This window comes from Clostridium sp. DSM 17811, assembly GCF_018861905.1.
In the GTDB taxonomy this organism is placed as follows: Bacteria; Bacillota; Clostridia; order Clostridiales; family Clostridiaceae; genus Clostridium_AD; species Clostridium_AD frigoriphilum.
On record NZ_JAHLDU010000004.1, the window covers coordinates 79,554 to 103,189 of the forward strand.

The following is a 23,636-nucleotide window of genomic DNA, read 5'->3' on the forward strand; positions in this document are numbered from 1 at the left end:
CTTTTGTGTTTTATAGGTTTTTTAAATATTTTCTTTCATAGTTCCAATATATTATAAATGCAACTACAGCAAAAAATATCGGGCCACCCACACTCCAAAGGGTTGTTGGTAAGTCTCCTTCGAGTGCTGGTTGTATTATTGAAAAGAAATTTGCAAATCCAACAGTGAACATAACTACTATTGTCCATATTAAAGCACTTGTGTTAGTTTTAAATATTTCAAAAGGTTTAACAATAGCTTTGTTTTTCTTAAATGGTGCAAAAGCAAACGCTATAAACATGTATGGAAGAGTCATAGCTACGTTAGTCATTGAAACTAATATTTCAATGAACTTTTTCATAGAATCTCCACCAACAACAGAAACAAGGAAAATCATAACACAAACTATTATAGCTTGAATCCACATTGCATTTTGAGGCATTCCGTTTTTCATTTCTGCCATTTTTCCAGGCCATAATTTAGGTGGCGTACCTTCAATTAATTGTTTTAATGGTGAGAACATTAGTGTAAAGAAAGCACCAGATAAAGCTAAGAACATTGAAAGTCCAACGAATCTAGCTACACCATGTCCAATTGCTATTGAAGTAGCTTGGGTTGCACCGTATGCATTACCAAGAGAATATCCTAGGTTGTTCATTACTACATAACCAGCATTAGCTAAGTTAACGTTATCGCCAGTCATAATAGTAGACCAGTTAGTAAATATACCAACAAGGAATATTCCAAGTGAGTAGCCAATTGAGATAATAATTGCTGAAATAACAACACCTTTAGGAAAGTTTTTTTCAGCATTTTCCGTTTCATCAACTAGTCCTCCAACAACTTCAATACCACCATAAGCAAATATAGCAAATACTACGAATGCAAATGATTGAAGTATATTCCCAACAAATTTAGGGTTTGGTGAATCTATGAATGAACTAATTCCAGTTATAGGCTGAGCTAAATGACCATGATTTCCTACAAGAACTAGTATAGCTCCGATAAATAAAACTATATTTAATAATGCTACTGCAGTACCTCCAAGTGAAGTTACTTTTTTTATTTTATCTAATCCCTTAGTTGATATAATTGTAACAAATATTATCCAACATATTCCGAGTATTCCTAGAAATCTTGGGCCCGTTAATCCAAATAAACCCCAACTTTTTGTTGTATCTGTACCAAATATCGCATTTGATATTGGAACCCAAACTGTTGACGCAACATTAACCATCCAGATTACATAAGATGCATACCACATAAATGTTCCCATAAAAGCAAATTTAGCTCCTACGGACTTTGCCATCCATGAATAAATTCCACCCTTTTCATCCTTGAAAGCTGCACCGAATTCAGCCATCATGAAAGCAAAAGGTATGAAAAATGTTATTCCTGATAATATGTACCAAGGAATAGCAGCATAACCCATTTTATAAAATGATCTTGGAATGTTATTAAATCCGTAAACAGAAGTAAAAATCATTAATACCAATGGTACCAATGTTAAATGCTTAATATTTTTTGATTTTTCTGACATGTTTTTTCCCCCTAACGATGTTGTAAATAAATCTATTTTACTTTACTAATATAATTATATATAAAACGACAAAAAAATCAATCTTTTTGTAAGTTTTGAGTAAACTACAATTATACTTTAATGGAATTTTCAACTATAATTTAAAAATTGTTAATATAATGATGATGATTTACCTTGTATTTGCTGATTTAAGCTTAAAATGGTATAATATAAATAATTATAGCTTAATAAAATGGGCACGCTAACTACAAAGGTTTAAAAAGTCGGAGTGTTTTTTGAATTTAATCACAATTAAGTGTTGAAGGAGAGATTATGCGAAAAAGTGGAAGAACACCATTAATGAGAGCAAAAAAATTAGAGAAGGCATTAGGTATTTCGGAGATATATTTAAAACTTGAAGGAACTAATCCATCAGGACATAAATATGATCGTATATCAGAAGTTTTAGTTAAAGATGCTATTGCTAATGGATTTAAAAAAATATTAGTTGATGGGTCTGAGTGTTACATACAATCGGTAATGTTATTTGCAAAGTTAAATGAAATTGAGATTAAGGTTCCTTTATTCAAGCAAGAGAAATGGAAAATTTCAAAAATAGATAAATCTATTTTATTTGATATGCGTGATAAAAAAGATACTATTACACGTTCTAATTTAAGAGATATAGCAGAAAAAAACAACATGTATTTGATGTGTGAATGGAATTTAAATAATATTATTAGCCATCTTGTGCTAGAAGATATGACAAGAGAGTGCTTAGAACGTATGGATTTTAAGGTTGATACAATTACAATACAATTAGGCCTTGGATATACACTTTCAAGTGTTTATAGTGGATTAATTAAAAGTTGGGTACATGAGGAATTAGGTAAGTTACCTGAATTAATATGTGGTTCAAATCCGTCGTGGAAAGATTCACTGGACGAGTACGTTAGGAAAATGCAAATCGGTGGGATTAAAAGCAAGGAAAAAGATACTGCAAAACCTAATTTATACATGGAAGATGATTATACAGGTATAGTTGCAACAGTTGATAAAATAATTATGGATACACGTGCGGAAATGATTGAGATTGAAGAAATTGATTTAAAAAATGCAGCTAACATGTTAAGAGACCTTGAAGGTGTTATGGTATCAAGGAAGGAATCATATGCAATTGCGGCATTTATTAAAAATGTAAATCAAGGTAAGCTAAGTAATGGGAAACATTTAATTATTTTAAATGATGCAAGAAGTGAAATTGAAGTGTGTGAGATTAAAAGCTTTAATGATAAAAACAAAGAAGAGCTGCTTGAGATGACGCGTGATTGGTTATCTACTTATAATGATTCAGTGGGAGAGACCGTAGATGCTATAGAAAAAGCTATGAAAGAAGGTTTTTTATTAATAGCGAAACGAAATGGTGAAGAGCAGGGTATTTGTATTGTAGTAAATATGGGGTTTGAACGATTTATTCCAACTTACCACCTGGCATATATTGGTGTTAAGCCAGGTAATAAAGGTCGAGGTGTGGCATCTGAACTGATAGGGCGTGCAATTGAACTAACAGATGGTAATCTGTCCCTTCATGTAGATCTTGATAATAAAAAGGCTAAAAATCTTTATCGTAAAATGGGGTTTAACCATGTATACGATAGGATGATATATAATCATCCAAATGAGTAAGTTAAAATAAAAAAAGGAGATCAAACTACTGAAATATATTTCAGTAGTTTGATCTCCTTCTTTTTTAGAATACTAAACAATTTTTTTTAATATTTTACAAGGGTTTCCTACAGCGACAACATTAGCTGGGATATCCTTTGTAACAACACTACCAGAACCTATTACACTATTATCACCAATAGTTATACCTGGATTTATTATACATCCACCGCCAATCCATACATTGTTTCCTATAGTTACGGCTTTTGTATAATCGGCATTTTTAGGTCTCAAATTAGGATCAAGAAGGTGAGTTGCAGTAAATATACTTACATTAGGAGCAATTAATACATTGTCGCCTATTGTTACAAGTCCGTCATCTAAAACTAAAAAATTAAAATTGGCATAGAAGGTTTCCCCGATGTGAATATTAGTTCCGTAATCACAATTAAAGGGAGGTTCTATTTCAAAATTATCACCTATTTTCCCAAATAGTTTTTTTAGAATATTTATTCTATCAGTAACATCTTCTGGTTCAGTATTATTATATAATTTTGTAAGATGCCTTGCTTTATTTCTTAAAAGGACTAAATCCTTATCATATGCATTATAGATTTCACCATTTAGCATCTTTTGTTTTTCACACATTTTATACACCCCTTAGTTAGATCTTTATTTTCTAATACCATATCCGCCATATATAGTTTTAGTATCCATTAGAGAAATTACAGCATTTATATGGGAATCTGATATCAATTTTATTAATTCGTTTTTTCTTTTTCTTTTAACATGTAATATAAGCATCTTTTTTTCTTCTTTTAACCCTTCGGCATCAACAATAGTAACACCTACATTTTCTTTTCTTAATAGCTCAGCCAATGTATATCCATCTTTAACAGACACTATTGCATTTATAGTAATTAAGCCTAATGCTAGTTTTTCTTCTAAAATACAACCTATGTAATTTCCACAAGCAAAGCCTGAGGCATAAGTGATCATTTTAAGTGGTGCTTCATTTATTCCAACAAGCATTGTACCAATTATATATAACCATATAAGTACTTCGAAAAAACCAATGATAGAACCATAGAATTTTTCACCACGAGTTATGAGAACTATTCTAATCGTAGTTAATGAAACCTCAACTATTTTAGCAAAAAAAATAATAATAAAACCTAACATATGTAATCCCTCCAACATAATATATCTTTTGTACGTTTTCTATTACATAATACAATATGCTCTATTTAGAAGAGGTTTGCAAGAACTATTATCAAAAGTTTATACATATTTAACTAATACAAGAGAGTTTTTTAATTTAGTGGAAAAAATTTGTTTTATATAGTTAACTTAACCAAATATAAATATGCTTAAACATTTTAAGCATAACATTATAATACAGGAGTAGCTAAGTGGTTGACAAGTCAACAAAAACTTATTATAATAAGGTTGACTTGTCAACCAAAATTAAAAATATAATAATATACTTAATATAGGGGTGTAATATTTGAAAGAAGACATAATGCATTTGCTAAAACTTAATAATCAAATTTTAAGAAGCACACAAGTTCATTTGGATAAGATGCTAAAAGAATATGATTTAAGCAGTGGTTCATATCCTTATTTACTTATGTTAAGGGGAAATGAAGGTATTAGCCAAAATAAAATAAGCGAGGAAGTAGGTTGTGATAAGGCAATGTCAGCTAGAACCATAACAAAACTAATTGATCTTGGATACATAGTTAGGAATAAAGATGAAGATGATTCTAGAGCCTATAAGTTGTATTTAACGCAGAAAGCTAAGGTTATAATTCCAAAAGTACTTTATAAGATACATAAATTGGTAGAACTAATTACAAAAGATTTAAATGAGGAGGAGAAGAGAACTACAATAAACTCATTGAGTAAGGTTCTAAATAGTGTAAAAAAAATGAAAATACAAGGATAAGAGGAGAATATAAATGAATTCAGCGAATGATAGTAATTATAAAAACAGATGGGCAATTTTATTTATAGTTGTAATGGTAACTTTTATGTGCACTTTAGATAGTAGTATTGTAAATGTAGCTTTACCTGTAATGGCTAAAGCGCTTCATGTAACATCAGCAGGTATACAATTGGTAGTAACAAGTTACTTAATTGTTATCTCAGCAGCTATATTAGTTTTTGGTAAATTAGGGGATATGCTTGGTAAAACAAAGGTATTCAAGTTTGGAATAGCTTTATTTACTCTGGGGTCTTTATTTTGTGGAATAACAAGTTCTCTTACGGTTTTGGTTTTAGCGAGAGTTGTGCAGGCGGTAGGAGCTGCAGCGACTATGGCAAACAGTCAAGGAATTATAACAGGAGTGTTTCCTGCAAATGAGAGAGGTAGGGCCCTTGGAATTACAGGGACGTTTGTTGCACTTGGGGCAATGGTTGGACCGGGGCTCGGAGGATTTATAGTCGATGCTACCAGTTGGGAATATATATTTCTAATTAACATACCAATAGGCATAATAACTTTATTTTATGGATTAAAAATACTTCCTAAAGCAAACAAAACAGAAAAAGGTAAATTGGATGGATATGGAGCATTACTATTTGCATTTACTATAATTCCTCTATTTGTAGCTCTGGGTAAGGGTCAAGAAATTGGGTTTACACACCCTATAATTTTAATAGGTTTTTTAATATCAATTGTTTCATTCATACTATTTATATTTGTGGAGAAGAAACGTAAAAATCCTTTATTGGAATTAAAAATATTTGAGAATAAATTATTCTCACTCTCTATATTTTGTGGATTTATATCTTTTGTAGCAATGTTTTGTTCAGTTATTATTCAACCCTTTTATCTTCAGGATGTACTTAATTACTCACCTGCATTTACGGGACTTGTACTTATGGTATCTCCTTTAGTTTTGTCTGTTGTTGCACCAATAAGTGGGCATTTATCAGATAAAATAGGATCCGAGATTCTAACTTTTATAGGTCTAGCAATTAATAGTGTGGGTCTACTTTTAATGTCAACTTTAAATGAACAAACTAGTCTAATGAGTATGGTGTTTTATATAGTCGTTATGACCATTGGTAATGGTCTATTTCAATCGCCTAATAATTCTTTAATAATGTCCACAGTACCAAAGGATAAGTTAGGTATTGCAGGAAGTATTAATGGACTTGTAAGAAACCTTGGAATGGTATGTGGAATAGCTTTATCAACTGCACTTTTATATAATAGAATGAGTTTTAAAATTGGACATCGTGTAACTAATTATATAGTAGGACGAAATGATGCATTTATATATGGCATGAGAATTGTATATATAACTGCAGCAATTATTTGTTTCATTGGGGCTGTGTTAACTTTTTCAAGGTTACATAGCAGTAAAGGAAATTCCAGTATTGATATACAATAGGAATTATGGTAAAATTAATATAATAATTTTAAAAAAGGAGTAAAACAATGGCTAAATTCTTTTTAGAGAATACGATTTTAGATAGATTACCAATGTCATTATCTGGAATAAGTTTTGCTGATTTCAATTTTACGGGAGAAATCTACCCAAAATTGAATATATCGCTAAAAAGAAGAAAGTTATCTTTAACTTAAATACATTATAATTATGTTATTTGAAACCTAGGTAATGACTCTCTTGCCTAGGTTTTTTGATTCGAGTATGAATATGTTAGAATAACTAATCTATATTAAAATCAAACATAAAAACTTCGGCAAGTGTTTCTTGCTGGGGTTTTATTTATTTTTAAGTTTATTCCTAAAAACATAAATACGAGATTAAATTAACTTGAAATAAAAAGAAATATAAAATACGGAGGAATTAATAATGATAGAAATAGAATTAAAGGAAGTAGAAAAATATTTTGGAGGTAATAGAATCCTTAGCAATATTAGCTTTGAAGTTCATAACAATGAAAGAGTTGGACTAATTGGGAAAAATGGATCGGGTAAAACTACAATTTTTAAAATTATTGCTGGTATGGAAAATAAAGACAACGGAAGCGTATCTATAAGAAAAAATTCGACAATAGGATATTTAGAGCAAATACCAGATTATCCAAAACATTTTAAAGTGATAGATGTTCTAAAAACTGCTTTTCGAATTCAATATGAAATAAATAAAGAATTAAAAATAATAGAAGTGAAAATGGGTAGCCTAAACGGAAATGAATTAGAACGTGTTTTAAGAAAATATGGTGAACTTAATGAACTTTATCAAGCAAAAGGTGGGTATGAAATAGAAGAAAAAATGAGTAAGGTTTGCATTGGATTAAAGTTTGAAGAAGAGACTCTAGATAGGGAATTTATGACTTTAAGTGGTGGAGAGAAAACCATTGTTATGTTAGGTAAAATACTACTTGAGAATCCTGAAATACTACTTCTTGATGAGCCTTCAAATCATTTAGATGTAGCATCAATAGAGTGGCTTGAAAATTATCTTAAATCATATAAAGGAACAGTAGTAATCATTTCACATGATAGATATTTCTTGGATAGAGGTGTAACAAAAATAGTTGAAATTGAGGAGGGTGAGACCTCTTTGTATAATGGTAATTATTCATATTATGTTATAGAAAAGCAAAGAAGGATATTTGAAGAGTTTGAAGCATATAAAGATCAACAAAAGAAAATAAAGGCAATGGAAAAAGCCATAAAAAGATTAAGAGAATGGGCGACTCAAGGTGATAACGAAAAATTCTTTAAAAGAGCTGAAAGTATGCAAAAAAGGTTAGATAAGGTAGAAAGGGTTGATAAGCCCTTAATAAATGGAGCTAAAATAAAACTTGATTTTGCGAAAACTGATAGATCTGGCACGGATGTTGTGAGGCTTAAAGGTATGTGCAAAAAGTTTGAGGATAAAAAGGTATTAGAAGATTTGTATTTAGATGTTAGAAATAGCGAATCTACAGCTTTGCTAGGAAGTAATGGTAGTGGTAAATCAACCATTGTTAAAATCATTTTAGGTCAAGTTATACCAGATAAGGGTGAGGTAAAGTTAGGTTCTAATATTAAAATAGGATATTTACCACAGAATATAACATTTCACAATGAGGAGTTAAATGTACTTGATGTTTTTAGAGATGAAATCACTGTTTCTGAGGGTGAAGCTCGAGGAATCCTTGCGAAGTTTTTATTTTATGGGGAGAGAGTTTTTAAAAAGGTTAAAAATCTTTCAGGTGGAGAAAAAAGTAGACTTAAACTTTGCATTCTAATTCAAAATGATATAAATTTATTGATACTTGATGAGCCAACAAACCATCTTGACATTGATTCAAGGGAAAGGCTAGAAGAATCATTATTAATATTTGCAGGAACTATATTATTTATATCTCATGATAGATTTTTTATAAATAAGCTTGCAAAAAGAATATTAGAAATAGAAGATAAAAAGATTATTAGTTATGATGGCGACTATGAATATTATAGAGAAAAGAAAAATGAATTTGAACGAAATAAAGTAGAAAATCCCAAAGAAGATAAAACAAATAAGCAGCGAAGCATCGAAAATCATAATAAGATAGTAAGTAATAACAAATTAAAGGAGGTAGAAACTTTAGAAGAAACAATACAAAAATTAGAAAAAAAATTTAGGGACATAGATGTTGAAATGAATAATAGTGGTAGAGATTATGAGAAATTGGTGGAGCTCGGAAAGAAAAAGGAAAAAATTCAAATGGAGCTAGATGTAAATATTGAAAAATGGGTGGAAATGGAATGAAAAATCAAAATAATAGGTTAGTATTTTTAATATCTCGATTTATGGTATAATTTTCTTAAGGGTTATAGATAATATATTAGAATAGTGCTAAGTAGTCTATGAATAAACTTAGCCATGACAAGGGGCTTATACCTTGTACATAAGATATATAAAGGAAGTGAGTATTTAGTGGATTTGGGTATTGTGTACTAATCCGCTAAAGATATATTATGGATAATAAATTATTAGAGAAATATGCTCTTTTACTGGTTAAGACAGGAATTAATATCCAAAAGGATCAAACACTTGTAATTAATTCGCCTATTGAGTGTGCTGCTTTTACTAGGATTGTTTCTAGAATAGCATATCTAGAAGGGGCTAGAGAAGTAGTGGTAACATGGAGGGATGAAATATCTACAAAAATCAAATTCATGTTTGCTCCGGAAGAGATATTTTCAGAATATCCAGATTGGCAAAGAGATTTTTATGTTTCAAGTGCGCGAAAGGGAGCTGCTTTTTTAAGTATTTCAGCTTCTGACCCAGAACTTATGAAGGATGTTAATCCTGAAAGATTGTCAAAATCAAATAAGGCTGCGAGTACTGCAATAAAAGAATACAGAGATAGAATGATGAGTAATAAAAATGTTTGGTGCGTTGCATCTATTCCAACACAAGCTTGGGCAAATAAAGTTTTCCCAGAAGTTTCAGAAGGCGATGCAATGGAAAAACTTTGGAATGCTATATTTAAAACAGTAAGAGTAGATGCGTTGGACCCTGTTGCTTCGTGGGAAACTCATAAATCAAATCTAAAGAAAAGCATGGATTATTTGAACTTAAATAATTTTAAATATCTTCAATATAAGAATTCATTGGGTACGGATCTAAAAATTGAACTTCCAGAAAATCATCTATGGCTTGGAGGATCGGATTATACGCCTGGTGGTGTAGAGTTTATAGCAAACATGCCTACTGAAGAAGTATTTACATTACCTAAAAAAACTGGAGTTAACGGTACTGTAGTAAGCTCTAAACCTTTAAATTATAATGGAAATTTAATTGAAAATTTCTCACTTACTTTTGAGAAGGGAAAAGTAGTAGATTTTAAAGCAGAAACAGGTTATGATATTTTAAAGAGTATTATTGAAACTGATGAAGGCTCATGTTATCTTGGTGAAGTAGCATTAGTGCCATATGATTCTCCAATATCAAACTCTAATATATTATTCTATAACACGCTTTTTGATGAAAATGCATCATGTCATTTGGCTCTAGGAAAGGCATATCCAGTATGTATAAAAAATGGTGAGAATTTAAGCAATGAGGAACTTTCCGGATTAGAAGTTAATGATTCATTTGTACATGAAGATTTTATGGTTGGCACAGAGGACTTACAAATAATTGGTATCACAGCAGACGGAAAAGAAGTATCTGTGTTTGAAAATGGAAACTTTGCATTTTAACGACATTTCAGAAGTCGTTAATGTTGCAGTTTCTAAGAAGAGACTGTAATAAAATGTATAAAAAAAGTTTGTCGAATGGTTAAAATTATATTGTACATGCTTTTTAAATATGTTAATATAAGTATGTAATAGTAATTTAAAGTTACTATTTAAGAGAATCTAATCTGATAAACAACATATCCCCTTTTATTTAGGAAATTATTGTTAATCAAATTTAGATCTTAATTTTCAAATAAAAGGAGGAATATTTAAAATGGAAGACAAAAACTTAATTTGTAAAGACTGTGGAAAAGAATTCGTATTCACTGAGGGCGAACAAGCTTTCTACAAAGAAAAAGGATTTGAAAATGAACCACAAAGATGTGTTGATTGCAGAAGAGCAAGAAAACAACAAAATAATAACTCATCTTTCGGAAGATAGTTAAATAAGTGAATTATACCCTATAAAACTTTTGTTTTATAGGGCTTTTTTTATATAAAGATACCTGTCTAATTAAAATTTATACTAAATAAGAGCACTAGCCCCTTACTGTGTAACAGTAAGGGGCTAGTGCTCTTATTTTTTAAGTTGTGAAGCTTATTTAATTACTACATACTTGATATAGCTATTATAGGAGTAGCCGTACATTTAAAATTAACATAGAAAAAACAAAGTGGATATTTTAGATTAAATAAGAGAAACTATGTAATATAAAAATCATAATTGAGGTATCAATATATAATTCACAATCTGTCTATCTATAAGAAAAGGACATGGTGATTGCAATGGAAAATGGAGATTTAAATGGAAATATAGATTTAATTAGGAATGGGTTAGGCAAGCAAAGTCCTATAGTGGTAAAGCATTTTTATATTGGAAGTGATCAGCCTTTAGAAGCTGCGATTATCTATGTAAATGGAATTGCGAACAAGGATATTATTGATAGAGATATATTGAATCCTCTGATGATTCATATAGGAGAAAATTTAAATGGGAGGGCGAATATAGGAGAGTATCTTTGTAAAAGATATATTTCTATGAGCAATACATTAATAGAATCAGATGTAAATGGGGTCGTTGATCATCTCAAAAGAGGAAAAACAGCAGTCTTAATAAATGGCGATTTGGAAGTAATAATAGCTGACACTGCAGGTGGAGTACAACGTGCTATTATGGAGCCTATGAATGAAACAGCAGCAAAAGGTCCAAGAGATGGTTTTGTAGAGAATTTAGAAGTGAATATCAGCCTTATTCGAAGAAAAGTCAAGGATAAGAATCTCACAATTGAGTTATTTAATTTAGGAAGTCGATTGCAGAGTGATTTGGCAATAGTTTATATAGATGATATAGTGGATAAACATGTATTGGAAGAATTAAAAAAGAGAATAGAAGCTATTGACGTAGATGCCGTACTTTCAGCGGGAAAGCTTGAGCAATATATTGAAGACTATCCCTATACGGTTTTTCCACAAGCCTATAGCACAGAAAGACCAGATAGAGCCATTGGAAATATGCTAGAAGGAAGAATAGTTATTATTGTAGAAGGAACGCCAATGGTGCTTGTATATCCAGCAATATTCATGCAATTTTTTCAGGCTGTAGAGGATTATACTGAAAGAACAGTTGTATCCTCTTTTGTAAGACTTCTAAGAATTTTGGCGGCAATTATTGTTATTACCCTACCTTCTATTTATTTAACACTTATAAAGTTTAATGTAGAACTTATACCCATAAAATTTGTCACCCCCATTGTTCAATCAAGGGTAGGAATTGCCCTAACTCCATTTTTAGAGATTATAGCTATGGAACTAGTTGTGGAGTTTTTACGCGAGGGTGGCTTAAGGCTACCTACTAAAATTGCTCAAACATTAAGTTTAGTAGGAGGCATTATTATAGGTGATACGGCAATTCAATCTAAAATGGTTAGCCCGACTACCTTACTTATAGTGGGGATTACTGTAATTACTACCTTTTTAATACCTAATTATGATATGTCCCTTTCTATTCGAATGTTACGATTTCCAATGCTGGTACTAGCAAATATCATGGGCATATTTGGAATTGCAGTGGGTTGGTTTTTAATTTTAGTTCATCTTTCATCTTTAGACAGTCTAGGTGTACCATATTTTGAGTTTCATAAAAGTGACATGAAGGATACCTTTATTAGAGCACCGCTTTGGAAGATGAACAAACGGCCAGAGGGAATTCCCAATAGTGACCCAATAAGGCAGACGGATTATAGAAACAAGTTTAAGAAAAAAAGGTAGTGGATAAAATGCAGAGAAACTCTGGTAAAAAACAAAGCTACTTAACGGTAAGTCAGTTTGCCCTTATTATCTTTGGTAGCATCGTTGGAGTGGGTGTTTTATCACTTCCAAATGGTGTAGTAAAAGCTGCTCATCAGGATGGATGGATTTCCACTTTAATTGGTGGAATATATCCATTATATGTTGTAAGTATAGCCAACTATATAAGTGGAAAATTTCATAATGATAACATACTAATTTTGAGTAAAAAGTATTTTGGTGAAATTATTGGAAGTAGCTTTAATTTAATCTTTGCTACTTATTTTATTTTTATAACATCGATGAATGCTTGTTATTATAGTAACTTAATGCGAAATTATATGATGGGATTTTTAACCCCTTTTAAACTTATAGCTATCCTAGTTATCTGTATTATTTATGCGGTTTCAAGAGGCTTAAAAGTAATAGGAAGAATAAGTGAAATTTCTTTTTACGTTACAATCATTCTTCTTTTATCACCTATAATAGCTTTACGATCTCCGAACATGACAAATATTTATCCTGTATTTGGCTCTGGTTTTAGTTCAATAGCAAAGGGGGCTATAAAATCAAGTTTTGCTTATGGAGGAGCGGAAATAATCCTACTTATTTATCCGTTTCTAAAAGAGAAAAAGAAGATTCTTAAATCTTCGCTTATAAGTGTGACTATAGCTATTGTTATTTATGTTTGGTGCGTTTTTATAACTATATATTATTTAGGACCAGATATTGTGAACAAAAATTTTTGGTCATTTTTGGTGGTTACAGAAACTATAACCGTATCAGTAATCAATAATTATAGATACATTTTTATGACATTTTGGAGTTTAGTAGCATTTAAAAGTATGAGCATTAACTGTTATGCAAGTATATATATTTTAAAAGAGTTTGCACATAAAATAGAGACTAAAAATATTTATTTTTTAATCTTTCCAATAATTGTATATTTATCTCTGAAGTTTGGTAATGAAATAAGTAGGCAAAATATTAACGATATTATTTTACCCGGGTTTATCATATTTAATTTATTATATATGACATCTATTGCTATATTTATATCTTTTAAGGGAGGAGATAGAGCTTGAATAAAAAAAAATACTTCATCATAATAATTGGTGTTTTTATTTATGTATTTATTATGCTTGATCAAGACCGGGTACCTATTGAGGAGATAGTGACTATTAATGGCATTGGGTATGATATAGAAAGAAAAAGTGAAGGCAACATTGAATATAGTATACCTATTAATACAAATGTTTATAAGGCAAGTGGTAAGCAAGCGAATTTGTTATTTAATGAGCAAGGTCAAAATTTAGGGGAAGTAACTCAGAAAAGGCAAGAAAAGATGGATAAAAAATTTGTACAGGGGCAAGAAAGGGTTGTTTTTGTCAGCCAGGATTATGCAAGGTATGGTTTAAAAACTTTGATAGATGATAGATTTAGAAATCCACAAACGAACAATATGGCCTATATGGTAGTATGCAAAGGGAAAGCAGAGGATTATTTAAGGTACCAAGAAAAAGGTTATAGTAACTCTTCAGAATATGTAGGGGGGCTTGTAGAATCTTATGGCAATTATAGTTTTTTTTCTAATAACTACAAGTTAATAGATGCGTATGTGAGGATTGGAGCTGAGGGTAGAAGTCTGGTGCTTCCATATATAGAAATAACAGAAGAAGGAATAGAAATCACTGGTGTGGCTATTTTCAATGGAGATAAAATGGTAGAAGTTGTGGATATACAAAAGGGTAAAATACTTAATTTGTTAAAAAATGATGATGTAAACGGGATACTAACTTTACAAAAGAGTCCTAAAGAGTTTGTTGATTTTGATGCAAAAACTGGTAAAAGAAAAGTGAAATGTTATAAGCATGGAGATAAATACAGTTTCATTATTGATTTAACATTCACAGGTACAATTACTAATAATGAAATGTACGTTGATATGTTAAAGGATATAAACAAAAAAAAAGAATTTGAAAAAGATATGGAAAAAGATATGGAAAAGCAATGTGTTGATTTTATAAAAATAATGCAGAGTGATTATAAGATGGATTGTATTACTCTTGGAAGAGAAGCGGCTGCAAAGTATGGAAGGCAGAAAAATGTAGATTGGAATAAAGTAGTTTCAAATGCAGATATTAAAGTAAATGTGGCGGTTAATGCAGATTTACAGGGTAGAGGAGATTATTAGGTATGCGGATAGAAAAGAAAAATCTACTAACTCCAAATGAAGTAACTTTTATATTAATAGGAATTATGCTTGATGTAACGGCTACGAGTTTACCTAATGGGGGAATAGATATTGCAAAACAGGATGAGTGGATTTCTGTAATAATAGGGGCTTTATATCCCTTATATGTAGCTATCTTAGCTGTATATGTAAGTGGAAAATACCCTAAGGATAATATTTTAGTGCTTAGTAAAAGATACCTGGGAAAGACATTTGGGAGCATATTAAATGTTCTTTTTTTACTAAGTTTTTTTAGCTTTTTTCCACCATTAATTACAACAATCATGTTAATTGTAAGAACGGAAGCATCCCCTATTTTAACTCCTTTTAAAATTTATGTAGTTTTATTATTTATAGGAGTATACGCTGCTGGCCTTGGAATTAAAGTGCTGGGAAGGACATGTGCTATCACCTTTTGGATGGTGCTAGGGGTAATTATCCCTACCATTTCTATTTTAAAACAAGGAAGTTATTTAAATATAAGTCCTGTATTTGGGGCAGGAATTGTAAATATCTTAAAAGGTAGCGTTTACTCTGCTTATGATTACTCATTAATGGAGATTATATTTTTAATTTATCCCTTTATAAACGATAGTAGCAAGATAAGGAGTTCCACTTTAAAGGCAGTAGGATTTACTGCTATTATATATACATGGATTACTTTTATAACCATATATTATATGGGAAAAGATATTATTCATAAAACAATATGGAGTTTTTTTGGAGTTACATCGGCAGTAAAGGTTGAAGTAATAAATAATTTTAAATATATTTTCATATTTTTTTGGATAATTATAGCAATTAAATCTGTCGCTATTTTTAATTACGTGTGTTTGGTTTTCTTAAATGATTTTAAGAAAATAAAAAATAAAAAATTAATATATGTTGTTATAGCTGTTTTGGTTATTATCATTACAAACACCTATTATTCGGATAAGTTAGCGATGGAGAAAATTATAAAATATACCCTTCCAATCAGCGTTATTTACAATTTAATATATATAACCCTCATCACCAGTTTAATATGGATAAAAAAAGGATGGGCAAAATGAAAAAATATATGAATATAATATTGAATGTTTTTTTATGTAGTACTTTAATTATGGTTATTTTTGGAGGTGAAAAAAACAAAACACATAGTGTGGAGGATTTAGGTATTTCTGTGGGTGTAGGAATTGGAATAAATAAAAATGGTGAAGGGAATATAATATATAGGGTCTCTACCAATGCTAATGAATATAAAGAAGACGGCACTGTTGAAACACTATTAGGTACTGGAATAGGTAGCACTATTGGGAAAACAAGAGAGAATAGACAAAAAAAAACAGGAAAAGATTTTTTTTTAGGACTATCAAAGATTTATATAGTAGATGAAGAATATGCTAAATATGGAATAAGAGATTTAATAGATGTTAATTTTAAGAACTCTGTGGTTAATGACAATGCATTTTTAGTTGTATGCAAAGGTAGGAATGAAGATTATCTTAAGTATACTTCCACAGGTTATGATAATTCAGCAGAGTATATAAGCGATATGATTAAAAACTCAGTAAACTATAATTTTTTTAAGGAAGATTACATGGTTAAGGATGCATTTTTATCAATAGATGCAGAGGGCAAAAATGTTGTTAGTCCATATATTGAAATAATGGAAGATGGAATTAAAATAAAAGGTATGGCAGTTTTTAACAAGGATAAGCTAGCTGTTATTTTGGATACAAAGGATACAAAAATAATGAATATGCTTAGAGAAAATAAAGTAAAGGGCATATTAACCATACAAAAGAATTCAAAAGAATATGTGAATTATTCAGCGGAATCTAAAAGAAAGATTACATGTAAAAAAATAGACGGCAAATATACTTTTATTATTGACTTGGATTTGAAAGGAGAAATTGTTAACAATGGGTTATATGAAGGTATGACAGTAAAGACAGAGCCCATTCAAAAATTTGAGGATGACATGTCAAAACAAGTGGAAAATATGTGTATTGGATTTTTGGATAAGATGAAGAAAGAGTATAAGGTAGACTTACTGCAACTAGGATGGGTGGCTACTGCGAAATATGGAAGAGACACAGGAGTAGACTGGAATGAGGTTGTCTCTAACTCTGAGATTAAAGTAAATGTAAAGGTACATGTTGATAAATTAGGAAGAGGACAGTATTAAATATAGCTAAGTAAGAAAAAATAGAAGGTGACACTTTGAAAAAGAAAAAAATAATAATTGTGTTGTTAGTGGTAAGTATAGTTTCTATTTATGCAGAAAAATTGCAAGTAAGCCCTGTGGAGGATTTAAATATAACAGCAGGTGTTGGGTATGATATTAATAAAGGTCTAAATGGTGAGGTGGAATATAGAGTTCCTATTACTATATACGATTTTAAAACTAAGGGAAAAGAAGGTGCAGGCAGTTCTATTAAAAATTCAACTAAAATTATAAAAGGTAGTGATGTAAGTAGTAGTATTATAAAAACAAAGGCAAATACCATTGCAGAAATAAGGCAACAAAGACAATTAAATGCAAGTAAACCTTTTACAATTGGAACTCCGAAAATAACTATAATAGGTGAAGAACAGGCATTTTATGGGATAAAAAACATTGTAAATATATTGTTTTTTAATGCAAATGGTAATGATAAAGTTATATTTGCAGTTGGTAAAGGGAAGGCAGAAGATATATTAAGGGTTAAGGTAGATGGGTATCCTAGTGCGGCAGATTATATGGAGGGTATTGTTAGACATGGAACAAACTATAATTTTTTCAACACTGAATATAATTTATTGAATATATATGTTACATTGGATTCAGAAGGCAAAAATTTAGTACTGCCATATCTAGAAATAAAGGATAAAAATATTGCGATTACTGGAATGGCATTATTTAAAGGAGATAAAATGGCTTATGTACTACCTATGGAGGAAGGCAAAATTATGAATATGCTTAGGGAGAAAAATGGGAAGGGAATATTAAGTTTGCAGGAAAGTCCAGATAAGTATATAAATTATGATGCAACGGTTAAAAGGAAGGTAAAATGTAATAAAATAAAAGGCAAATATGAATTCATCATTGATTTAGAATTTCAGGGTGACATTATAGAGAATACATTATATAAATCTATGAAAAAAGAAAGTGAAAAAGAATTTGAAGAACTCATTTCAAAAAAAATAGAAATGAAATGTTATGATTTTTTATGCAAAATGAAAAATAGTTATAAAATAGATTGCTTAAATTTAGGAATGTATGCTGCGGCCAAATATGGCAGAGAATCTGGTGTAGATTGGAATGATGAGGTAAGCAATGCAGATATTAAAGTAAATGTAGTGGTGAACATTGATAAGATTGGAATAGGTCAGTATTAAAGTATATGGGGAGTAAATAAGATGGATAAAGTAAAAAAAAACTTCTTAGAAGAGAGCGAAACTATAGCAATTTTAGTAGGTTTTATAATTGGAATAAATATTTTAGCATTACCTAGTGAGGTAGTACAGGATGCAAAGCAGGCTGGTTGGATATCGGTGATAGTTGGTGGACTGTATCCGCTATATATGGCTTTATTATCAATTTATTATGCAAAAAAACATCCCAATCAGAATATATTGACCTTAAGTAATATATATTTAGGAAGGATACTCGGAATTATTTGTAATATTTTATTTATGGCTGAATTTGGTCTATTTACAATAGTTACTATTGTTGGCTTAGCTAATATTTTTAGAGTGCATGCAACAGCTTTTTTAACACCAATAAAAATTTTTATTCCTACCATACTATTAGCTATTTATTTAAGTAATAAAGGGATAAAAGTATTAGTAAGAATCAATAAAATTTCGCTATATATTATAGTGACAATAACAATGCTATTAGTAATATCACTGAAAAGTGGAGATTATTTAAATCTTTTCCCTATATTCGGACCAGGAATTAAAAATATTTTTAGTGGTAGCATTCAATCAGTTTTTGCCTATAGCGGAATAGAAGCCATATTTTTATTTTATCCAGTTTTGAAAGAAAAAAACAAAATAAAAAAGATAACTTTGAAAGCGTTATTTATTACTATGTCAATTTATGTTTGGATTACATTTATATGTATATATTCTTTAGGATATAAGGTTACATCTATTGCTTTATGGCCGGTTTTATTAGTAGCAGGAGGGATAGACATACCAATACTAATTAACTTTAGATTCTTATTTTTATTTTTATGGAGTATCGTGATGTTTATGATTATAGCAAATGAGAATTATGCGTTTGCTTATATTCTAAGTTATATATGTAAAATAAAAGATAAAAAGAAAATATATTGGTTTATATTTCCGGTTACTCTCCTTTTATGCACCATTATTAAAAATGAAGTGCAAAGAAGAGCTTTAATTGGGTATATTGTTCCTAAAATAGTTTTATTTAATATAACGTACATATCTATTATTGCCATATTGATATTTATAAAAGACAAAGGTCGAAAGTAAACTGTTTTTACTTAAAATTTATTTATAAATATCTTTATTATAAAAAAACCACCAGAATTTTTTCAATATTTTCTATAACAAAACAAAATAATATTTTATAAATCTATATGTATGAATTTTGGTTAGATGTATAATATTAATATTGAGTATTTTATTTATTTTTATGATTGAAAAAATAGTTTTGGAGGAAGTGACGTAATATGCCTTTTAATGTATACAGTAAAAACGGAGAATATTTAGGATTCATTCAATCTGCATATCCGCAATATACTAATGTATTTATGGTTGCGAGTACAGATATTAAACTTACGGAGAAGGACTTTAATATAAATAAAATAAAATCTGAGTTAGCAAGTTTTCTGGGATGTAAAAGTATTTTAGGGAAAATTAATGAGCAAAGATTAAGTAAAAGCATAGAGAATATAATAATTAAAGAATTCAAGAAATTCAAAGATAATACCTATGAGGAATTATTAAAACTAGTATATCTTAGAATAATGCGTTCTGAAGAAAACTTTAATTATAAAAAATTAGATATAACACAAATAAATGCATATTTTTTAGTGGATATTAATAATGCTATAATTGAAAATGATTCAATAATTATAGATGAAGAGATAGATTATATTTGTAATAAAAAAATAGAAAATCTAATTCCTATTGTTGCTAAAATAACTGATTATCCGGTAATACAAATTGATAGTCTAATGTCAGGGCAAGGGTTGTTATTAGGGGCAGACCTTGCTGATTTGGTAGGAAGAAGCCATATACATAGGACAAAATTAAAAATAAAATCAGGGAACTTTGCATATGAACTTAATTTGCCTGTAGAGTTATATATAAAAATAGGCGATGTAATTGAGATGTATGTAAGTAACAGAGTTGTTAAAAGAATATTTTGCGATGGTATAATATATGAGTTTTAATATTCTTAGAATTAAAAAGAATTTTTATTGGAGATATGAATATGTATATTAATGAAACAAAACTAAAAGTAAGATATGTAGAGACCGATCAAATGGGAATTGTTCATCATTCAAATTATTACGCTTATTTTGAAGTAGGTAGAACAGAATTTATAACAGCAATAGGAATGACATATAAAGAAATGGAAAAAGATAATATTATGTTACCAGTTGTGGAAAGCTCATGTAAGTACATAGAAGGTGCAAAATACGAAGATATAATTATTATCCAAACATTTATGAAAGAGCTAAATGGTGCTAAGGTAATATTTAATTATAATGTAGTTCGGGCAGAGGATGGAAAAATTTTGGCTAAGGGTAGTACAACGCATGCTTTTGTTAATGAAAAATTTAGAGTCGTAAATCTTAGAAAGGTTAATATTGATATGTGGAGTAAACTTAAAAAACTATTTGAAAAATAGAATTTCTATTCTTCAAATAGTTTTCAAGTTAATTATTTAGCAAGATTCGTAAAATAATGTTTTGGTATGAAACCTTTTTTAATACCTTCTGTAACTAGTAAATATGTTGCAGTAGTATCAAATCTAGCATCATGAAAATTTGCAGCGTCTCCAAAATACTTGTTGCTTTTTAAGTTTATTTGATCTTCGTTTAAGTCAAGAAATTTAATGGCTTCTGCTAATTTTGGGTTTTTGTATCCTCCACGTGAAGTAAAAAGTTTGCATATGTCTTTATAATACTTCATGGTACAAAATGTATGTTTAGGGTTTAGAGTATGTCCACAATTCTCAAGTTCGTGAGTTAAAAATTTTATATCAAAATTAACATTGTGACCTATAAGAATGTCTGCATTTATAAAATCTTCAATAAAATCTTCATAGGAATCTTCGAAAGTTTTGCCTTCGCTTAGTGCAAATAAAGTATCTACACTAAAACCATGTACATCCTCTGCAGATGGTTCTACATAATCTACAGTAAAAAATATATTTTTACCTATTGTTTTTGTAGGTTTATAGTCAGTATCAACGAGTATATAGCTAAGCTGACATATATTACCTGGCCTTATGCCAGTAGTTTCTGTATCAAAAAAAATCATTCTCATTAAATGAGCCCTCCCATATTTCTCTGTGGAATATAACAATAATGTTACATTAATTATAACATAGATTTTACATCTTTATATATTGTAGAATATTCCCTAGGTAAATATAGATTTAGGTGAAATGAAGGTTTGTGTGAAAAGTACTGTTAACAGATAGCATTTATTCAAAAGTTATATGACGGGAGAGTGTGTTATAGTAATATTAGTATATAAAATTTGAAAAAATAAATTATATTAACAAAAGGACTGATTAAAGTTAACTTTAATCAGTCCTTTTGTTAATATAGTGCTTGAAAAATTAATACTATTTCCTGTGTTCAACAAGATCAATTGCTCCAAGCACTATGTGAGCAAGCCCAAATCCTACAACACCAGCTTCTATCATAGGAAACATATTTTTCTTCTTCATGTTACTCTTTGAAAATGATGCACCAGCAACGCTTACAACTGTACCTAGAATCGTTGGAATTAATCCTTCACGCATATTAAAAAACCTCCTTTTTAATAACATATTAATATCTTTCACAAAAGAGAGAAAGTTAATACTGTGAAATATATAGAATGTAATCTATATATTATTAGTTATGTATTTATTTGTTTTAGTTACTATTTCTATTTTGTGTTTTATTGGAATGTTTTTGTATGTTATTATTACTAGGAAAATCGGCGTTTTTAATATTTTTATTTTTAGATGTATGCATATTATTTCTGATTTTATTTGAATTTTCATGTTTTGTGATGGATGATGAATTACTAGGTGAATTTTTTCTTTCAATTTTGATATCGCTGTTAATTTTATTATATTTTTTTGTTGTAGATTCGGAGTTATCATTCAACGTATCTTTAATTTTAGATGATTTATTTTCGCTTATATTTATATTTGATTGGTTACTTGTAATTTTTCTTTTGTAACTATTGTTGTTTAAGGTTGAAGTGTTTATTTTTTTATTATTAATTATAATATCAATGTTCTTAGTGTTGCCCGGAGATAGATTAATTTTAACATTTAAATTATTATTACCTATAGTATTTTCAAAGTTAGAAATATCGATAGAGATGGTTTTGGTACTTTTAATGTCAAGATTAATAACTTTTTTATCAATTATATATTTTTCGTTTATAAAGTTTTCAGTTTTAGCTTCTTTAACTAAAAGGCCAAGACCAACGTCAATAGATTTATTTTTTAACTTAATATTATTAAGTATTAGGGCACCATCAGAATTCAGTGGCTTAGAATTAATAATTTTATTCCATTTATTAGCGTCAATAGAAATAGAAGGGTTAATCCTAAGAATTATAGTTGATACAGGGGTATAGTAGGAATGCGCGTAGGTGCTAGAAACAAGCATAAACATCAGTGATGCAACGCTTATAACATATTTGTAAATAAATAAATTTTTCTTGTATAATTTTCCTGTATAAATTCCACCTATATTAGGTAATACTTTACTAATTTTTATATATAAAAATTCTCCACTGGAAGTCATAATGCCAGCTTTTTTATTAATGATATTTATCACAATACCTGTTTTATTCATTTATGTCACCCTCTTTTATATCAAGATAGGATTTCAAATACACATATTCCGGATTGGTAATTATTAATATTAAAGAAATTATGTATATACGCCATTTTTCTATTAATTTTCTGTTGGAGGCAGTTAGTATTATTATTTCCTTGGTTGGTAGTCGTTTCTTTGTTCTTAAATATCTTAATATTGATTCTTCCCTAGAGGATAAAAATGCAATATTTAATAAATTATTTCTTGTATCTTTGTGGGAGGGGGATAAGTTAATTAGTGAATCAAAATTAATTTTGTATTTTAATAATTCTTTAGAAAATAAGTTTATTTCATCAACTCTAAATTCATTCTCTATTTGAATTTCAAAATTAGTAATTGAATTTTTTTTATCTATATAATCTATATTAAATTCATTATTAGAAAACATTAGACTAGGGCATGTTACATTTTTTCTAAAAAAATCTATTAATGAATTCTTAATAATAATTTTACCAAAACCATAAAAATTTCCTTTTGTTTTATCATACTTGTCACAAGCTACATTAAAGGAATTAAGTGCGATACTAAGTTCTTCATCATTTTCCCAGCTTAAATGTCTTTTGCATATGTTACTTGTAGTTGAATAAATAAAACCTTTGCTTTTTTCAATAAAATTATTACGATTTTCAATAAATAAAGCATCTATATTAAAACTTTGTTCTTCATCTAACCCCGGAACTGTTTTTTTGTTTTTATGAAAAAGAAGTTTTAAGTTCATTTGTACACCCCTTATACTTTCTATACGTAAATATTATT

At 29.3% G+C, this 23,636-nt stretch carries 23 protein-coding genes; 16 read left to right on the forward strand and 7 right to left on the reverse strand.

Going from position 1 to position 23,636, the window contains the following annotated elements:
- Window positions 1–10: 10 nt before the first annotated feature.
- Entirely contained in the window at window positions 11–1,519 is a 1,509-nt protein-coding gene (gene yjeM, locus KPL44_RS07255; protein ID WP_216248280.1) for a glutamate/gamma-aminobutyrate family transporter YjeM, read from the reverse strand.
- A gap of 312 nt (window positions 1,520–1,831) precedes the next feature.
- Here yjeM and KPL44_RS07260 point away from each other — a divergent pair, with 312 nt between their 5' ends.
- Entirely contained in the window at window positions 1,832–3,184 is a 1,353-nt protein-coding gene (locus KPL44_RS07260) for a pyridoxal-phosphate dependent enzyme (protein WP_216248283.1), read from the forward strand.
- Window positions 3,185–3,256: 72 nt separating this feature from the next.
- Here KPL44_RS07260 and KPL44_RS07265 read toward each other — a convergent pair whose 3' ends face one another.
- Together KPL44_RS07265 and KPL44_RS07270 are read right to left on the reverse strand one after the other, a co-directional pair.
- Window positions 3,257–3,811 carry a sugar O-acetyltransferase gene (locus KPL44_RS07265; RefSeq protein WP_216248286.1) on the reverse strand — a complete coding sequence of 185 codons (555 nt, stop codon included), beginning with the start codon at window positions 3,809–3,811 and terminating at the stop codon, window positions 3,257–3,259.
- Window positions 3,812–3,835: 24 nt separating this feature from the next.
- Window positions 3,836–4,345: a DUF2179 domain-containing protein gene (locus KPL44_RS07270; protein ID WP_216248288.1), complete on the reverse strand. Its 510-nt coding sequence runs from the start codon at window positions 4,343–4,345 to the stop codon at window positions 3,836–3,838.
- A 325-nt stretch (window positions 4,346–4,670) separates the two neighbouring features.
- On the opposite strand from KPL44_RS07270, the gene KPL44_RS07275 reads away from it, so the two are divergent.
- The 15 genes from KPL44_RS07275 to KPL44_RS07345 all read left to right on the forward strand — a co-directional run bounded on the left by KPL44_RS07275 (window position 4,671) and on the right by KPL44_RS07345 (window position 20,677).
- Window positions 4,671–5,111 (forward strand): MarR family winged helix-turn-helix transcriptional regulator, encoded by a 441-nt coding sequence (locus tag KPL44_RS07275; protein WP_253201658.1) that lies wholly within the window; start codon window positions 4,671–4,673, stop codon window positions 5,109–5,111.
- Between the two features lie 13 nt (window positions 5,112–5,124).
- The gene (locus tag KPL44_RS07280) at window positions 5,125–6,564 is read left to right on the forward strand and encodes an MFS transporter (protein ID WP_216248290.1); all 1,440 of its coding nucleotides are present in this window, start codon (window positions 5,125–5,127) and stop codon (window positions 6,562–6,564) included.
- 47 nt (window positions 6,565–6,611) lie between these two features.
- Window positions 6,612–6,758 (forward strand): hypothetical protein, encoded by a 147-nt coding sequence (locus KPL44_RS07285; protein ID WP_216248292.1) that lies wholly within the window; start codon window positions 6,612–6,614, stop codon window positions 6,756–6,758.
- A gap of 232 nt (window positions 6,759–6,990) precedes the next feature.
- Window positions 6,991–8,883, forward strand: a complete 1,893-nt coding sequence (abc-f, locus tag KPL44_RS07290) for a ribosomal protection-like ABC-F family protein (protein WP_216248294.1) — start codon at window positions 6,991–6,993, stop codon at window positions 8,881–8,883.
- 209 nt (window positions 8,884–9,092) lie between these two features.
- Complete coding sequence (locus KPL44_RS07295; protein ID WP_216248296.1) at window positions 9,093–10,322, forward strand: aminopeptidase; 1,230 nt, start codon at window positions 9,093–9,095, stop codon at window positions 10,320–10,322.
- Between the two features lie 253 nt (window positions 10,323–10,575).
- Window positions 10,576–10,743 carry a zinc-ribbon domain-containing protein gene (locus tag KPL44_RS07300; protein ID WP_071611770.1) on the forward strand — a complete coding sequence of 56 codons (168 nt, stop codon included), beginning with the start codon at window positions 10,576–10,578 and terminating at the stop codon, window positions 10,741–10,743.
- Window positions 10,744–11,087: 344 nt separating this feature from the next.
- Entirely contained in the window at window positions 11,088–12,569 is a 1,482-nt protein-coding gene (locus KPL44_RS07305; RefSeq protein WP_216248298.1) for a spore germination protein, read from the forward strand.
- Window positions 12,570–12,577: 8 nt separating this feature from the next.
- Complete coding sequence (locus tag KPL44_RS07310) at window positions 12,578–13,672, forward strand: GerAB/ArcD/ProY family transporter (RefSeq protein ID WP_216248300.1); 1,095 nt, start codon at window positions 12,578–12,580, stop codon at window positions 13,670–13,672.
- Entirely contained in the window at window positions 13,669–14,781 is a 1,113-nt protein-coding gene (locus KPL44_RS07315; RefSeq protein WP_216248302.1) for a Ger(x)C family spore germination protein, read from the forward strand. Before KPL44_RS07310 ends, KPL44_RS07315 begins: the two co-directional genes overlap by 4 nt.
- Window positions 14,782–14,783: 2 nt before the next feature.
- Window positions 14,784–15,872, forward strand: a complete 1,089-nt coding sequence (locus tag KPL44_RS07320) for a GerAB/ArcD/ProY family transporter (RefSeq protein WP_216248303.1) — start codon at window positions 14,784–14,786, stop codon at window positions 15,870–15,872.
- A complete protein-coding gene (locus tag KPL44_RS07325) occupies window positions 15,869–16,990 on the forward strand; it encodes a Ger(x)C family spore germination protein (RefSeq protein WP_216248304.1) in 1,122 nt (373 codons plus the stop codon). The genes KPL44_RS07320 and KPL44_RS07325 overlap by 4 nt, the downstream gene beginning before the upstream one ends.
- Window positions 16,991–17,025: 35 nt before the next feature.
- Window positions 17,026–18,183 (forward strand): Ger(x)C family spore germination C-terminal domain-containing protein, encoded by a 1,158-nt coding sequence (locus KPL44_RS07330; protein WP_216248305.1) that lies wholly within the window; start codon window positions 17,026–17,028, stop codon window positions 18,181–18,183.
- Window positions 18,184–18,204: 21 nt separating this feature from the next.
- Entirely contained in the window at window positions 18,205–19,290 is a 1,086-nt protein-coding gene (locus KPL44_RS07335) for a GerAB/ArcD/ProY family transporter (protein WP_216248306.1), read from the forward strand.
- 200 nt (window positions 19,291–19,490) lie between these two features.
- Complete coding sequence (locus tag KPL44_RS07340) at window positions 19,491–20,216, forward strand: hypothetical protein (RefSeq protein WP_216248307.1); 726 nt, start codon at window positions 19,491–19,493, stop codon at window positions 20,214–20,216.
- A gap of 41 nt (window positions 20,217–20,257) precedes the next feature.
- Window positions 20,258–20,677: an acyl-CoA thioesterase gene (locus KPL44_RS07345; protein ID WP_216248308.1), complete on the forward strand. Its 420-nt coding sequence runs from the start codon at window positions 20,258–20,260 to the stop codon at window positions 20,675–20,677.
- Window positions 20,678–20,709: 32 nt separating this feature from the next.
- Here the strand turns inward: KPL44_RS07345 and KPL44_RS07350 are convergent, their stop codons facing one another.
- The 4 genes from KPL44_RS07350 to KPL44_RS07365 all read right to left on the reverse strand — a co-directional run bounded on the left by KPL44_RS07350 (window position 20,710) and on the right by KPL44_RS07365 (window position 23,598).
- Window positions 20,710–21,318, reverse strand: coding sequence for a 3'-5' exonuclease (locus KPL44_RS07350; protein ID WP_216248309.1), 609 nt, complete (start codon window positions 21,316–21,318; stop codon window positions 20,710–20,712).
- Window positions 21,319–21,622: 304 nt separating this feature from the next.
- Complete coding sequence (locus KPL44_RS07355; protein ID WP_216248310.1) at window positions 21,623–21,802, reverse strand: asparagine synthase; 180 nt, start codon at window positions 21,800–21,802, stop codon at window positions 21,623–21,625.
- A 115-nt stretch (window positions 21,803–21,917) separates the two neighbouring features.
- Window positions 21,918–22,856 (reverse strand): anti-sigma-I factor RsgI family protein, encoded by a 939-nt coding sequence (locus tag KPL44_RS07360; protein ID WP_216248312.1) that lies wholly within the window; start codon window positions 22,854–22,856, stop codon window positions 21,918–21,920.
- Window positions 22,849–23,598, reverse strand: coding sequence for an RNA polymerase subunit sigma-28 (locus KPL44_RS07365; RefSeq protein WP_253201660.1), 750 nt, complete (start codon window positions 23,596–23,598; stop codon window positions 22,849–22,851). The genes KPL44_RS07360 and KPL44_RS07365 overlap by 8 nt, the downstream gene beginning before the upstream one ends.
- Window positions 23,599–23,636 lie beyond the last annotated feature (38 nt).